Source organism: Polyangium fumosum, assembly GCF_005144585.1.
GTDB classification, from domain to species: Bacteria; Myxococcota_A; Polyangia; order Polyangiales; family Polyangiaceae; genus Polyangium; species Polyangium fumosum.
This window is the reverse complement of the sequence record NZ_SSMQ01000087.1, coordinates 34,962-49,916: the sequence shown is the minus strand read 5'-3', so window position 1 is coordinate 49,916 and position 14,955 is coordinate 34,962. Positions and strand designations below refer to the sequence as shown.

Here is a 14,955-nt window from a genome sequence, read left to right as displayed (position 1 = left end):
GCTCCCGAGCACCATGCGCCGAGGGCACGGCCAGGGGAACGTCGCTTCGCTCCGAGGGTGCCCACGTGCGCCGGAACGGGTGCCCAGGTGCCAGCGGAACGGGTGCCCATGTGGAGCGGAATGCGCAGGAGACGCTGACCTGCGGCGCTGCAGGTCTCCTTTTGCGAGGCCGCCTCCCGTTCTGCGGCGCCGCAGGTCCCCGAATGCGCTCTGGGCCCTCCGTCCTGCGGCGCTGGAGGGGGCGCTGCGACCTTGGCTGGCAGGGTCGCCGCCGGTCTTGACCCTGGCTGTTCGATGAACTGCGCATCGCGCAGTTCATCGTCCTGGGTCCAGCGCCTCGCTGGTCCGGGTCCCGGGGCGGACAGCCCCGGGTGGGGCCTGGGGCAAAGCCCCAGCACGGCGCCCCCTACGCAGCTCAGCCAAAGAGCGGATGGAGCGGAACGAACCCGAGGTAAGCCTTCGCCGCCAAGGGTTCGTCTGGTGCCAGGACGAGCTTGATCCCGAGCGTGGTCGACACCGGGCTCGCGATGCGGTGGCTGGGGAGGGCGAGATGCGCGAAGGGGGGGAATTCGAGGAGGGCGTCGTGTTTGGCCGGTGTGCATGCTCCTCGGGCGACGAGGTCGTCGAGGAGGGGGCGCCAGCGGGGATCTCCGGGGAGATGATGCAGTTCGAGGCCGAGCGTTGGCAGGACGCCGGCGCTGACGTCCAGGTGAAAGCCGAGCTGCGTGGCTTCGGGGACCAGGGCGGCGAGGAGCGAATCGAGCTGGGATCGATCGCCGGGCCATTTGATCTGGTCGAGATAGGCTGGGAGCTCGTCGCGGGGGATCGTCGTGACGAGACGGAGCGCGTCGAGGCCGCGGGAATCGAGGGGCGCGACGTGGAGGATGCGGCCTCGGCGGGGCAATCGTTTGATGACACGGACGGCTGTGTCGAAGGTGGCGCAGGGGAGCGGGTGCCCGAGGAGGAGGGAGGTTGCGCGGTCGAGGAGGTCGAGACGGACGGCGCGCCCTCGCTCGTCTTGCTCCTCCGGCGGCTGCTCGTCGATGATGTGCCGCTCGATGCAGGGGAAGGGGAGCGGCGTCGGCGCGGCGCTGGGCTCTCCTTTTACGTCGAATTCGAGCCACAGGGCAGGCACCTCGGCGTGGAGCAGGGACGCGGATGCGGCCCATTCCTGGCAGAAATCGAGGATGCCGCGCCAGGCCGGCGTGCCCCGGGCGGGAGCGTCGCGCAGCAGGGCCCGATGTCCATCCGCGCGCGCGAGCAGATACATCAGGAAATCGACACGCGTGGTTTCGTCGAGACGGCATTCGAGGGCGATGCCGGAGGCGGCTTTGGGCAGCTCTCGCGTGACGGCGTGGAGCGCGCGCCGGGCGGCGGGGACGAGCAGCGCTTCGGGGACGAGGGGCGCGACGAGGTCGAGTGTCGCGTCGGGGGCGACGATCACGGCTTGCCTCCCTTCGATACACCACGAAGCTCGAAGCCGAGATAGAGGGTTTCCAGGGCCTGCAGCGCGGCGCTCCCGTCCCCTTCTTCCCGCCGGGGATTCGCGAAGGCCCAGTACACGCCCTGGGGCGCGTTTGGGGGGAGGGCGAAACGCAGGGTGACCTTCTCTCGACCGGGCGCGGTCTCCACCACTTGCCCGATGTTCCCTCGAATGCGGATCTCCCCGTGCCGCAGCTCGCATTGCGTGAAAGCGCCCTGGAGCTTCGTCCCGAATACGGTGAGGAGCAGCTCGCCGTCCCCGGGCTCCCAGAAAAAGCCGGTCACCGTTTGTCGGCCGTAGACCCAGGGCAACGGCGTCGGCGCCAACATGTGAACTCTATGTCTAGCTCCACGCCTCTCCTCCGCGAATGCTTCGAGGATACGACGTGGATCCCTCGACAGCAGGAGTTCCTTCTCCTCCGACGAGAGATCCTGCCGCTGGGATACGACCGCGACCGGATCCCGCCGGTAGGCCTCCTGGACGTCCGGGTCCTGCGCCAGGCTCATGATGAACGCGAGCAGCATATGTGCCTCCCCCTCCGCTTTGCAGAAGCGAACCGTCAGCGCGCGCGATGGTAAAAGACGTAATTGGAGGCCATGGTGCTCGCGAGGGCGATGTCCGGCGCCGGTGAATGCGTGTAGCGGACGCGGATTTGCTCCCCGGGCGCGAGGCGCCGCGCGAAGGAGATCCAGTTGTCCCCGGGGACCACGACGTACGCGCCGCGGCCGAGGAGAGCGCCGTCGCGGCGGATTTCGAGGATCTCCTCGACGAGCTGCGCCGAGAGCGTCAAGCCCGCCTGCGGCTTTTCGATGGCGAAGGACTCGACGGCCTCGGTGTACCCGCTCCGATCGAGATCGGCCACGGCGATCGCCTCGCCCACGCCGCACGTGCTGGAGGACCACGCGGGGGTCGGTTCGAAGGCGCGCGACGTCCCCAGGAACATCACGAGCGGCGCTCCGTATCCGTAAAACTGCGGGCCCCACCGGCTCGCGAGGAGGTCGAGCGCGTCGTCGCCATTCACGTCCGCGAGGCAGACGCCCGCGCCCCAGCCTGACGTCTCCGACGTCCAGATGGGATCGGCGCTGGTAAAGGGCCAGTAAGCCATCAGGCGCGAATCGCTGCCGATGCCGCTCGCGCAGCTCGCGGGCGGGGGCGGGCTCGGGTGGAGGTTGCCCACATAGGCGGGGGGCGTCTCCGGCGGACGCGCGGGCGCGAGATCGTCGGGGGGGACGATGTCCTTGTAATGGTCGTTGTAGAACGTGACGATCCCCCGGCGGCCGCCGATCGTCCCCACGTCGACGAAGAGCGGGATGCCGCGCTCGACGCGCGCGGTCCAGGCGGCGGACGTGTCGAGGTGGACCTCGCCGTCCTCGCCGAGCGCCCCCCGATACACCGGGAGCCCCCGCGCGGCGACGAGGAGATCGAGGAATCCGTCGCCGTCGATGTCCGCGAATTTCGGGGCGAGGGCGTGCATGCGCGCGCTGGAGGTCCATGCAGGCGTGCGCGACAGCTTGCCTCCCTCGTTCTTATAGATCCGCACGCGCCCGGGTTTGGGTTTGGGCTCGGTGTCGCGCTCGGTGTCGAGCTCGAAGGCCACGCCGACGGCGAGATCGAGGTCGCCGTCGCCATCGTAATCGCCGAGCGCAGCGCCGAAGCTCGAATACCTGTCCGTGGTGCGAAAGCTGGGCCGCCGTTCGAGGGCGCCGCCGCGATTGAAATAGACCTTCGTGTACCCCAGCGTCTTCGCGTCGATCCAGGGGCCCACCGTGACCGCGACGTCGACGAACCCGTCGAGATCGATGTCCCCCACGGCGACGCCGGCGTGGTAATCTGTGTCGTCGGAGGACCAGCTCGGCTCGTTCGGGAAGTTGCCCCGACCGTCGTTGCGATACACGGTCACCGGGCGCTGATTCAGGTCGTTTCCATTGGCGACGACGAGATCCTTGAACCCGTCGCCGTCGATGTCCGCGAGGGCAGCCCCGAGCGAGTTCATGGTCGTGTCGGCGGAGCGATACCCCGGCTCCGTCGGATAAGGAGGCGTGGCCCGCGGAGGTGCCTGCGTGACGTCGCCGCCAGGCGGTGGCTCGGAAGGCGCCGTCACGAAGAGCACTCCGACGAGCGAGACGCACACCCATCCTACCCCGATCCTGGTCGCGGTGCCCCATCCCATCGCTGTCGCTCCCCTCATTGCGGTGGTTCGATGCCAAGGCCGGGCGCGAAGATCGCGGCCCAGCGATCGGGCCGCCGTACACCTCGTTGCGCCATGACCGTGTCGGCGACGGCCACGAGCGCGCCTCCGGATTCGCCGCCGGAGAGCTCGCCCTTGCGGCGGCGCGCGCAAGCCGCGTGGAGCACCATCTCGGCCCTGTCGAAGCCACGAATGGCGGCGTCGAGGTAGGCGAGGGCCTCGTCGTCCTGCCCGCGGAGCCGCGCCACGGCGGCCCGGAGCAAGGCCGCGGAGGGAGGCGCGTCGGCGCGAATCTCACGTTCGAGCCGCGACGCGATGCGCTCGGCTTCCCGCGCGAGCCGCGCGCGAAGGCGCGGGGGAGCCTCCGCCGCGGTGGCGATCGCGGTGCGCGCGCGGAGGAAGAGCATATCGATCCGGGACGGTTGCACGCGGAGCTGTTGCGAGCGGACAATCGCCCCCCACGCGTGGAGGACGCGCGTCCGTGCCATGGTCGCGTGGCCTTCGTAGAGATCCGCATAGGCCTCGATGCGGAGCGCATACATGTGCTGCACGTGCATACCGCCGCGGGTCCAGGACGCGACGCCCTCGCGCACACGGCGGCGCGCCTCCTCGACGTCGTCGGCGGCGATCCTCGTCACCGCGGACGCGCTGGAAGCGCTGATGGCCGCGAAGAGATTGCCGAGCGACGTGGCCTCGTGATGCCAGGCCGCCGTGCGCTCCGCGAGCTCGTGCAGGCGTCCCATGGCGTCGAGGGCGATGACGGCGACGACGTGCGCCATGTTTTGATATTTCGCGAGGTCGATCCTCCGGCTGCGGAGATGGCGGCCGATGGCGTCATAACGATCCAAGGCCTCTCGCCAGCGTCCCTCGATCATGGTGGTCGCGGCGCCGTACATGGAGACGGTCTCCATGAGGTCCGGATCCCCTGCGTCATTCGCGATTTCCGCCGCCCGCGCGAGGAGGCGCGCCCCCTCGGCCACCGCGGACGGCCCGCCCTGCAAGAGCGACAATTGCGCATACGTGCCGAGCGCCTGGGCAACCCGCGAAGGCTCGCCGGCGTCGAGCGCGAGACCGAGTCCGCGTATCAAAAACGCGCACGATCGCAGCGGATCGACGTCCGTCAGGGCCATGCTCACCGCCATGCAAACGTCGATCCGGGCGAGCACAGCCGGAGCGACGTCGGCGGCGGCGCGAGGCTGGAAATGCGTTCCGCGGCGCCGGATTCGAAGGACGCCTTTGAGGGCCATCATGGCAACGCTGGCCGTCGTCCGGGGCGGACGCAGGCCGAGCCCGGAGAGGAACGTCGCGAGGACACGGTTGCCCTCGTCGAGGTGCCCGCCGACGAAGAGTTGCTCGATTGCGCGACGTTGGAGATCGAGCGCCTCCTCGGGCGAGGCGCCGTCGGCGCATTCCAGGTAGAGCTCCGCCGCTTCCCGGCACCGGCCCGCATTCGCCAGGGCGTGGGCCCGTCGGACCTTGAGCTCGTGGGTCGTCTCCGGGGTATCTGCGGGTCCGCCGCGCCCCCAATCGAGCGCGAGCGCGTAGAGCTCTGCCGCGTGGGCGAAGGCCAGCGCGTCGCTCGCCCGGTCGGCCGCGGCGATCGCGTAATGCGCCGCCTTGTATCTCTCTCCGGCACTCTGGAAATGCATCGCGAGCTCCTCCGGTTCGACCTCGGGCGACGTCTCCAGCACGGAAGCCAGGCGCTCATGTCGCGCGGCGAGCGCCTCGACGTCGAGCGCGGCGAGGATCGCATCGCGGAGACGTTCGTGGGAGACCTCGCAGCCCGGGCGCTCATGCACGCTGCATACCCTGAGCAACCCCGCCGAGCGTAACGGCGTCAGCGAAGCGAGCGCCTCGTCGGCGAGCTCGGCCGCGGCGAACGCGATGTCTTGTTCGAGCGGGCGCCCGGCGACGGCCACGATTTCGAGCAGCCGCCGCGACGGCGCCGGGGCCGCGCTGAGCCGCGCGCGTATCGCCTCACGCAGATCGACCCGCGGCGCGGCGCGTGGCCCTGCCGCGCGGACGTGCCGCGCGAGCTCCTCGATCGAGAAAGGATTGCCCTCGGATTCACGCACGATCGCGCCCGCCGTCGCCTCGTCCGCCGAGGGCCCGAGGTGATCCCGCGCGAGCGCGAGCGAGAGATCCTGTGGCAAGGGCCCGAGGTCGACATCGTGGAGGCGGATCCTGCCTCCCGCGGCGGCGACGAGCTGCCCGAAGCGCGCCACGAAGACGCTCCGAAAGACGTCGTCGTCGCTGCGGTGGCAGGCGAGCAGGAGCATCGGCGGCGCGTCGGGGGGCGAGAGGAGCTCGAAGAGCAGCTCGGCGCTGTCGACGTCGCCCCATTGCAGGTCGTCAATGCAGAGCACGAGCGGGCCACGCGCGGCGAGGCGCCGGAGGAGGTCCTTGAGCGCCTGAAACGCGCGAAGACGCGCCCGCGGCGGATCGAGGGCCTCGGCGCGCTCCTCCAGCGGGGCGGGGTCGATGAGCCCGAGCACGGGGAAGATTCGCTCGAGGTCGTGCAGATTCGGCGGGACCAACGCCCTCGCTTCCTCCGGCGGAAGACTTTTCACGTGACGCGCGAGCACGTCGACGAGGCTATCGAGCGCCTTGTACGGCACCGATTCGCGGTCGTGGCAACGACCCCGGAGGACGAGGACGCCCTCCCAGCGCCGGAGGGCCGCGAGGAACGTCGACGCGAGCGCGCTTTTTCCCACGCCGGACGCGCCCGAGAGGCGGACGAGCACGGCGCGGCCGGCCGTGCTCTCCCGGAAGGCCTCGAAGAGCGCCGCCCTTTCGTGCTCGCGCCCGACGAGCGCGTGCCTTTGCCGGATCTCGACGAGCCGAGGGTGCGCGACCTCGGCAGGCCCCTCCGCCCCCTGGAGCCGAGCGGCGATCTCCTCGTCCGACGGCCGCATGCGGGGATCGCTGCGCAAGAGCGCGAGGCAGAGCGCTTCGAGATCCTCGGGCACGTGCTCGGCGACGAGCGACGGGGGCATCGGGCGGGTCGTGAGCTTGCCGCAGAGGACATCCTCCACGCTGCCCTCGAACGGGAGATGCCCGGAGAGCGCCTCATAAAGCATCACGCCGACGCTGTACCAATCGCTGGCGCGGCTCCCCGGCTCGCCCAGGATCTGCTCGGGCGCCATGTACGCAGGCGTGCCGACGATGCCCTCGTGCAAGGCCGAGAGATCACCGGACGGCAAAGGCGAGAGCTCCCGCGCGAGCCCGAAATCGAGGATCACGACCCGGCCCGCCTTCGTGAGGAGCACATTCGACGGCTTCAGATCGAGGTGCAAGACGTCGGCGGCGTGGAGCGCGCGCACGCCACGAACGAGGCGGGAGAATACGAAGCGGAGCCGCCCCACGTCGAGCGGGCGCATCGCCGCGCGCAGGAGAGCGCGCTCTTCGACGTCGCGGGCAGGCTTGCGTCGCACGAACGACGCGGAGAGGTCGCCCGTGCGGCCCGGGACGAAGCTGCTCAGCAAATGTTCGCCTTCGACGAACTCCATCGAGAGCAGCCAGCGGCCCTCGTCATAGATGAGCTCGTGGAGCATCACGAGGTTCGGGTGCGTGATGTCCGCGAGCACGCGGAACTCCTGCTTGAAGCGGAGCAGCGCCGCCGCGTCGTCCTGGTAAAGGACCTTGAGGGCGACGCGCGCGCCGTACCGGAGGTCGATCGCCTCGTACACGACGCCGAACCCGCCGGCGCCGAGGCGGCGCAGGATCGAGAATCGTTCGCTCGATTCGTTCTCTTTGCGTGGAACGCCCATGATGTCCGCGACGCGCCCGGCCTCATGGAGCCGGGGAGGCCGTTCCGCATCCGGCGAGCCCCGCGAATTCACGCGGCCACGTCGGCCGGCCCGGCGCCCGCACTTCGCCCATCGACCCGCGCGTGGCGATCGACAAGATTGTTGGATAACAACATGGGCTCACGCGCAGCGCAGATCACGGAAACCATCCCTCTCCCGCCGGGCGGACGCGAGGTGGGCGCGCCCCTCCGGCAGGCGCGCACCTGGCCGACCTTGCTCGTCTATCATCGGGATGGAACGGAGCTCGTCGAGCTCCGGCCGGGCGCCCGGCAGGTCATCGGGCGGACGTCCCCTTCCGACGTGCAAATCGACGACGATAGTTTGTCGCGTCAGCACGCTCGTTTCACGCTCCTCGAAAATGGGGGGGTGCGCGTCGAGGATCTCGGCTCGCTGAACGGCACGTGGGTGCAGGGCGAGCGGGTGACGGACGGCGTGGCGCGGAGCGGCGACGAGGTGATGCTCGGACGCGTGATCATCACGATCGAGGAGCGCGCGCCGGAGGCGAGCCTCTTGCCCGGTCTGTCGAGCTACGAGCGGCTGCGGAGCACGCTCGAAGAAGAGGTCGTCCGGGCGCGGTTCTTCGGGCGCAGCGCCGCGATCCTGATGGTGCGGGCGGGCGGTCGCGAGGGCGCACACGTGAGTCGATGGCTCGCGCGCGTGGAAACGGAGCTGCGCCCCATCGACAAGGTGGGCCTCTATAGCCTCGACGCCGTGGCCGTCCTCCTGCCGGAAGCGACGCTCAGCGCCGCCTGCGACATCGCGCAGCGGATCAGCGAGCCGAAGGAGGGAGGCCCGACGTTGCTCGTCGGCGTGGCCGCCTCGCCCGAGACCGCGACGTCCGCCGAAAAACTCCTCGAAGGCTGCCGCGCGGCCCTGCAACGCGCAGCGCCCGGGCGGCCCGTGCATGCAATGCCGGGCGGCCCGTGGACAGGGGGAGGACCGTCCGGACAACCCAATACGGGCGAGCAGCCCGTGGTGGAGAGCGCGGCCATGCGCCAGGTCTTCCTGACGGTCGCGCGGCTCGCTCGCTCGTCGATCCCGGTCCTTTTGCAGGGCGAGACGGGGACGGGCAAGGAGGTGATCGCGCGGGCGCTGCACGAGCAGAGCCCACGGCACGCCCGGCCGATGATATGCGTGAACTGCGGCGCGATCCCGCAGCAGCTCGTCGAGAGCACGCTGTTCGGCTACGAGCGCGGCGCGTTCACCGGGGCGCTGCAACAGCAAAAGGGCATTTTCGAGGCCGCGGAGGGCGGGACGGTGTTCCTCGACGAGGTCGGAGAGCTGCCGCTCGCGGCGCAGGCGGCGCTCCTGCGCGTGCTCGAGACGAGGCGCGTGGCGCGGGTGGGCTCGACGAAGGAGATCGACGTCGACGTGCGGCTCATCGCGGCGACGCACCGGGACCTCGAAGCGATGGCAACGTCCGGCAGCTTTCGATTGGATCTCCTGTTCCGCCTGAACACGATGACGCTGGACATCCCGCCGCTCCGGGAGCGCATGGAGGAGATCGAGCCGCTCGCGATGCGCTTCTTGCAGCTCGCCAACCAGGCGAACGAGCGCCGGATCCAGCGCATCCAGCCCGACGCGCTCGCCCTCCTTCGAGGGTATGGGTGGTCGGGCAACGTGAGGGAGCTGCGCAATGCGATCGAGCGGGCCGTGGTCATCGCGGAGGGGGATTCCATCTCGGTGCACGACCTGCCCGAGCGCGTCCGCGCGGCGGGGCGGCTCAATGCGCACCACGAAAAAGAGGTCCTCGTCGCGTCTGCGGAGCCCGCCCCGGCGAACGACGCAGGCGGGCTCCGCACGCGAATGCAGAATTACGAGGCGCAGGTCATCGTGGAGGCGCTCCGGGCGTCGCAGTGGAACCAGACGGAGGCGGCGCGCCGGCTCGACATGCCGCTCCGGACGCTGGTCCACCGCATGAAGGTGCTCGGCATCAAAAAGCTCGGATTCGGGACGCCCGAGCCGCCCTCGCAACCGCCCCCGTCCGACGACGAGGGTGGGAGCGACGACGACCTTCCCGTGTGAACCCGAACGCGTGCGCGGCGTGGGGGAGGGCTTGTTCCCGCGCCCGCCGCGCCACGCCGGGCTCGGTCGGGAGCTCGACGACGAACGTCGCGCCCTTGCCCGGCGCGCTCTCGACACGAATCGAGCCGCCGTGCGCCTCTGCGGCCGCGCGCGCGATGTAGAGGCCGAGGCCGAGGCCGCCGAACCGTGAAGGAGAGACCGCTCGTTCGAATCGCTCGAAGATGCGGGCCTGGTCCTCCTCTGCGATGCCAATGCCGTGATCCTTCACGAGGAGCCGGGATCCGCCTTCCACCTGCGCGACGTCGATGGCCACGGGCCTGCCTTCGCCATACACGAGCGCATTGCGGACGAGGTGCAGGACGAGCTGCTCGACGAGCATGCGGTCCCATTGCCCCCGCGGCGCGCCGGAGACCTTGATCGTGACGAGCGCGCGGACGTTCGGGCGCGGCTCCACGCGGTCGACGATCTCGCCGACGAGCGTGGCGAGGTCGACGTCCTCGCACGCGAGCGGGAGCTCGCTCGCCACGATTTGCGTGGCGTGCAGGAGCTCGTCGCAGAGGAGGGCCAGCCGCCCGAGCTGGCGGTCGAAGGTCTCCACCATGCTCGGAATGCGCGCGGGCACCTCTTCCGGGTGCTGCGAGAGGAGGCGGCGAATGTGCTGCGCCTGAAGCCGGAGCGCGGTGACCGGGGTCAAGAGCTCATGGGAGGCGAGCGAGATGAACTCGTCACACGGCGCCCGCGTGCAAGGCGGGGGTTGTCGTGCCTCGATGGGGGAGCCCGATCGGGCAGCGAGGACTGGGGAGGGATGCCGAGCACACATGGTTGGACTCCTCGACGGTTTTCCCTTGGGCATCGACCGTGCCACGGCCCGCGCCCCTTTCTTTGGCCGGATCCACGCGTAACGCGCATTTGATCGTGCCTGCTCGGTCGCTTGGCCCCTTGCGTGGTCAGGCAAGAAAAGGGGCGCGCTGCCGCTCGGTCGCCTCGGCGCGCGCCGCAGCGGGCCTCGAATTCCCCGCGAAGCGCGTCGATCCTCGAGCGCGCGGGGCGTGGATCGCGCCTTGCTCGGGCGCCCCTCGACCAGAACGCGTGATGCGCGCCGAGCGGGCCCTCACGCGAAGGGAGCCTTCGTGCGTTTTTCATCCCGAACCGGGGTGCGGCTCGGCGCCGTGCTCGCCCTCGCCACCCATGCGCATGCAGCGTCCGCCGAAGCGGACCGGGGCAGGGCTTCCGAGGCCAAGCGCGCGGCGCCCTCCAAGACGCCCTCCGCGGGGAGTTTTCTGCTCTTTCCCCCCGGGGTGGTCGTTCCTTATGCCTCCACGTCGATCGACGGCGCCCCCTCGGGCGAGCGCCAGATCGACCTCGGGCTCGGCGTCTTGTGGGGCGCCACGGACGACCTGCAAATCGAGGCGCACCTCGGGCCGATTCACCTCGGTCCGGCGCAAGGGCAGGGGCCGCATCGCCTCGTCATCACGCGCGGGCTCCTGCACACGAGGCGCTTCGAGCTCGGCGGCAGCCTCTCGATGTCGCTCGACACGAGCCGCCGCATCCCCGTGCTCTCCACGGTCCAGCCCGGCCTCGTGGCCGCGGCCGGCGCCGAGGAACGGCTCTGGTTCGACGCGGGCCTCCACCTGCCCATTTCCACGGGCCCCGAGCCGCGCCTCGGATTGTCCCTCCCGATCCGCGCCCACGTGCCGCTGTCACGCCGCGTCGAGGTGCGAATCGAAAGCGGGCTCGACGTGAACCAGCTCGGAGAATCGCCGGCGGTCGTGCCGCTCGGCATTGCATTGCGGTACAGGGCCAAGCGCTTTTTCGTGTTGCCCCACGTCAGCGGGCCGCAGTTTTACACGCCAGGAACCGGGCGCGTGGATGCCGGCACGTTCAGCGCCGGCGTCATCGTAGGGATTCCGTTGAAACGCTGAGGTGGGCCGCTCGGCGGCTCCGTCTTCGAGCGGCCGGGCGCCGTGCGGGTCCTTGGACCGGCGCGGGTTCGACCCCACCGAGGCGCGGATTATACTGCGGATATGTCCAGAGGGCAGGACGAGCCCGCGGCGTTCGGACCCTACCGTGTCCGAGGCACCCTCGGGCGCGGGGGAATGGGGATCGTCTACTGGGGCGAGCACCGGGACACGGGGCAAGAGGTCGCCATCAAGACCGTCGAGGCGGCCTTTGGGCAGGTGATCGCCAGCATTCGCCGCGAAATCCACGCCCTCGGCCGCGTCCGCCACCCCGGCATCGTGCAGATCCTCGCCCAGGGCGTGGACGACGGGCGGCCGTGGTATGCCATGGAGCTGCTCCGCGGACGCACCTTGCGCGCGCTCATCGAGGCGCGGCGCCCGGGCGAGCCCCTGTCGCACGAGGAGCTCGCGACGATCTGCGGCGTCATGCGCCGCCTTTGCGAGGCGCTGTCGTGCCTGCACGGCGCCGAGTTCGTTCACCGCGATCTCAAGCCGGAGAACATTTTCCTTCGCGACGACGGCGCCCCGGTGCTCGTCGATTTCGGGATCGCCGCCAGGTTCTCCGGAGCGAGCGGGCGCGACGCGCTCGAAACGGGCGTCGTGACGGGCAGCCCGCCCTATATGTCGCCCGAGCAGATCCGCGGGGATCTGGTGGACGCGCGGAGTGATCTGTATGCGCTCGGCTGCATCCTGCACGAATGCCTGACCGGCCATCCGCCGTTCGAGGGGCCCACGCCCCGCGACGTGATCGGAAAACACCTCGGCGAGGTTCCGGCGCCGCCCTCGGCGAGCGTGCCCGGCCTTCCCGCGGCGCTCGATCGCCTGGTCCTCGTGCTGCTCGCCAAACGGCCGCAGGATCGAATGGGGTATGCCGAGGACGTGGCGGCCGCGCTCGCGGCGTTCGCGCCCGCCGAGCCCACGCGCCGGTGCTGGGCCGAGCCTTATCTCTACCGGCCGAGCTTCATTGGGCGGCACGACGTCGTCTGGAAGCTGCAAGCGCACCTCGGCGCCGCGCGAAGCGGGGAGGGGCGGAGCGTGTTCATCGGCGGCGAGAGCGGCATCGGCAAGACGCGCCTCGTCGCCCAGCTCGCGAGCCTCGCCCAGCGGGCGGGTTTTACGGTGGTGACCGGGGAATGCGTGGCGTTCGGCGCGCACGGGGCCGGCGCGGCGCCGCTCCATCCGTTTCGACCGCTCTTGCTCGCGATCGCCGACCATTGCCGGCACACGGGCCCCGCCGAGACGGCGCGTATCCTGGGCGAGCGCGCGACCATGCTCGCCGCCTACGAGCCCACGCTCGCCACGCTCGCGCCCGCGAAGGCCGCGGCCGAGCCGCTGTCGATCTTGCCCTCGCGGACGGCCCGGCAGCGGGTCGTCGCCGGCCTGACCGAGACGTTGCTCGCTTACGCCGAGACCGAGCCGCTGCTTCTGGCGATCGACGATCTTCAATGGGCGGACGAGCTCTCCCTGCGATTCTTGCGGGACCTCGTGTTCACGCCGCTCGTGGGGCGGCGCATGCTCGTGGTGGGGACGTACCGCACGGACGAGGTGGGCGAGGCGCTCGCGGGCCTGCTCGCGGCGCCCGGCGCGAGCCGCGTCGAGCTCGGCGCCCTCGATCCGGCGAGCACGCGGCAGGTCGCCCGCGACATGCTCGCGCTCCCCGAGATGCCCCAGGCCTTCCTCGATTTCCTGGCCGACGCGTCCGACGGAAATCCGTTTTTCCTGGCTGAATACTTGCGCACCGCCCTGTCCGAGGGGCTCGTCTACCGGGACGCCGGCGGCGTGTTCCGTATCGCCGCGCGGGGACAGGATCCGAGCGCCGTGCGCGCGGCGCTCCGTTTGCCGCGGTCGCTCGCGGGCCTCCTCGAGCGGCACCTCGCCGGGCTCGACGCGCCGAGCCAAAGGCTCGCCCGGCTCTCCGCGACGATCGGGCGCGAGGTGGACGAGGAGGTTCTCCGTCGCGCGGCGGGCCTGCCCGAGGCCACGCTGATGGACGCGCTCGGCAGCCTGCGCCGCGCCTACGTGCTCGAAGACGGCGGCGGCGGGCGGCTCCGGTTCCTTCACGAAAAACTCCGCGAGCGCGCCTACGCCGAGATCCCCGAGGACGAGCGGAGGGACGTGCACGCGCGCGTGGGGCGGGCGCTGGAGGAGGTGTATCCGGACGAGCAGCGGATCGATCACGTCGAGGCGCTCGCGTACCATTATGGAGAGAGCGGGCAGATCGAGCGAGCGGCGCATTATGCCGAGGAGGCCGCGGCGAAGGCGGCACGCGCGTACGCGCTCGACGACGCGCGGCGGCGGTACGGCGATACGCTCGTGTGGCTCGAAAAAATCCCCCAGACGGAGGACGTGTCGCGGCGGCGCGTGAGCGCCACGGTGCGCTGGGCGGAGGCGTGCTTGTACGAGCCGTCGCTCCGGCAGATCGAGGTGCTCGCGGAGGCGCGGGAGATCGCGGCAAGGATCGGGGACGCAGGCGGGGTTCTGCTTTGTGATTACTGGGCGAGCTGGATCGCGTATGCGCTCGGTGATCACGCGGGGGCCATTCGGATCTCGGAGCGAGCGATCGACGAGGCGCGCGCGCTCGGCGATCACAAGCTCCTCTACCAGCTCGTGCTGAACCTGGGGCAGAACTACGCCGCGGGCGGGGCGTACGACGAGGCCCTCGCGTCCATCCGCCAGGGCATTTCGATGAAGGAGCAATCGCCCTGGGGCGGGCGGACCGCGGGGTGCGCGTACGGCTACGGGTACCTGGGCATGATCCACGGCGACCGCGGCGAATTCGCGGAGGCGCACGCCTACCTCGACACGGCGCTCGCCATCACCGCCGAGCTCGGGCGCCGCTCGCTCGAAGACTCGGTGCTCGTGCAGCGCGCGATGGTCGAGGGGTGGCAAGGCGCCTTCGAGGCGTGCGCGGCGACGGCAACGCGCGCGCGGACGCTGGCCGAGATCCTGGGCGCGCCGTACGTCGCGGCCATGAGCAACACCGCCGAGGGCCTTTCTCTCTTTTCGCTGGGCAAGCGGGAGGACGGGCTCGCGCTCCTGCGGGAAGCAGTGCAATGGATCGAGGCCACCGGGACCCGGCTCAACGTCTCGTGGAGCTACGGCGCGCTGGCCGAGGCGCTCGCGCTCTCGGGGCGGGCCGAGGAGGCGGCCACGTATGCGCGCGCGGCGCTCGCGCGGGCCGAGGCGGGGGATCGCATCGGGCTCTCGACCGCGCACCGGGCGCTCGCGCTCGCGACGCGCGGGGACGCGGCGCGCGAGCACCTCGATGCGGCCCTCGATGCGGCGCGCCAGAAAAAATCACCACGCGAGGAGGCGCTCGCCCACCTCTGCGCGGCGAGGGTGTTTCACGACGAAGGGACGCCCGCCGCGGCGCAGGAAGCGGCCGCGGCGCTCGCTGCGTTCGAGGCCATGGGAATGGCCGGGTTCGCCGGCGAGGCGCGCGCGCTCCTCGAATCGATCGCCCTTCCGGGGAGCACGCGCGCGGCATAACAT

General features: G+C 70.7%; 8 protein-coding genes. 3 read left to right on the top strand and 5 right to left on the bottom strand.

Translation table 11 applies throughout. From position 1 onward, the window contains the following. Positions 1–415: 415 nt before the first annotated feature. The 4 genes from E8A74_RS45605 to E8A74_RS55255 form a co-directional block, all read right to left on the bottom strand. Positions 416–1,444, bottom strand: coding sequence for a hypothetical protein (locus E8A74_RS45605; protein WP_136935450.1), 1,029 nt, complete (start codon positions 1,442–1,444; stop codon positions 416–418). Continuing rightward, on the bottom strand, positions 1,441–2,007 hold the full coding sequence (locus E8A74_RS45600) for a hypothetical protein (protein ID WP_136935449.1): 567 nt from the start codon (positions 2,005–2,007) through the stop codon (positions 1,441–1,443). Before E8A74_RS45600 ends, E8A74_RS45605 begins: the two co-directional genes overlap by 4 nt. Positions 2,008–2,042: 35 nt before the next feature. Next, the gene (locus tag E8A74_RS45595; RefSeq protein ID WP_170229872.1) at positions 2,043–3,584 is read right to left on the bottom strand and encodes an FG-GAP repeat domain-containing protein; all 1,542 of its coding nucleotides are present in this window, start codon (positions 3,582–3,584) and stop codon (positions 2,043–2,045) included. A gap of 83 nt (positions 3,585–3,667) precedes the next feature. After that, positions 3,668–7,441, bottom strand: a complete 3,774-nt coding sequence (locus E8A74_RS55255; RefSeq protein WP_232380043.1) for a serine/threonine-protein kinase — start codon at positions 7,439–7,441, stop codon at positions 3,668–3,670. Positions 7,442–7,594: 153 nt separating this feature from the next. Between E8A74_RS55255 and E8A74_RS45585 the strand changes: the two genes are divergently transcribed. Further along, positions 7,595–9,505, top strand: a complete 1,911-nt coding sequence (locus tag E8A74_RS45585) for a sigma 54-interacting transcriptional regulator (protein WP_232380042.1) — start codon at positions 7,595–7,597, stop codon at positions 9,503–9,505. On the opposite strand, the gene E8A74_RS45580 is transcribed toward E8A74_RS45585, so the two are convergent. Next, the gene (locus E8A74_RS45580; RefSeq protein WP_170229871.1) at positions 9,414–10,199 is read right to left on the bottom strand and encodes a sensor histidine kinase; all 786 of its coding nucleotides are present in this window, start codon (positions 10,197–10,199) and stop codon (positions 9,414–9,416) included. The two genes, E8A74_RS45585 and E8A74_RS45580, sit on opposite strands and share 92 nt — an antisense overlap. Positions 10,200–10,635: 436 nt before the next feature. On the opposite strand from E8A74_RS45580, the gene E8A74_RS45575 reads away from it, so the two are divergent. Together E8A74_RS45575 and E8A74_RS45570 are read left to right on the top strand one after the other, a co-directional pair. Next, positions 10,636–11,427: a hypothetical protein gene (locus tag E8A74_RS45575; RefSeq protein ID WP_136935444.1), complete on the top strand. Its 792-nt coding sequence runs from the start codon at positions 10,636–10,638 to the stop codon at positions 11,425–11,427. Between the two features lie 102 nt (positions 11,428–11,529). Then, entirely contained in the window at positions 11,530–14,952 is a 3,423-nt protein-coding gene (locus E8A74_RS45570) for a serine/threonine-protein kinase (RefSeq protein WP_136935443.1), read from the top strand. The last annotated feature ends 3 nt before the right edge of the window (positions 14,953–14,955 follow it).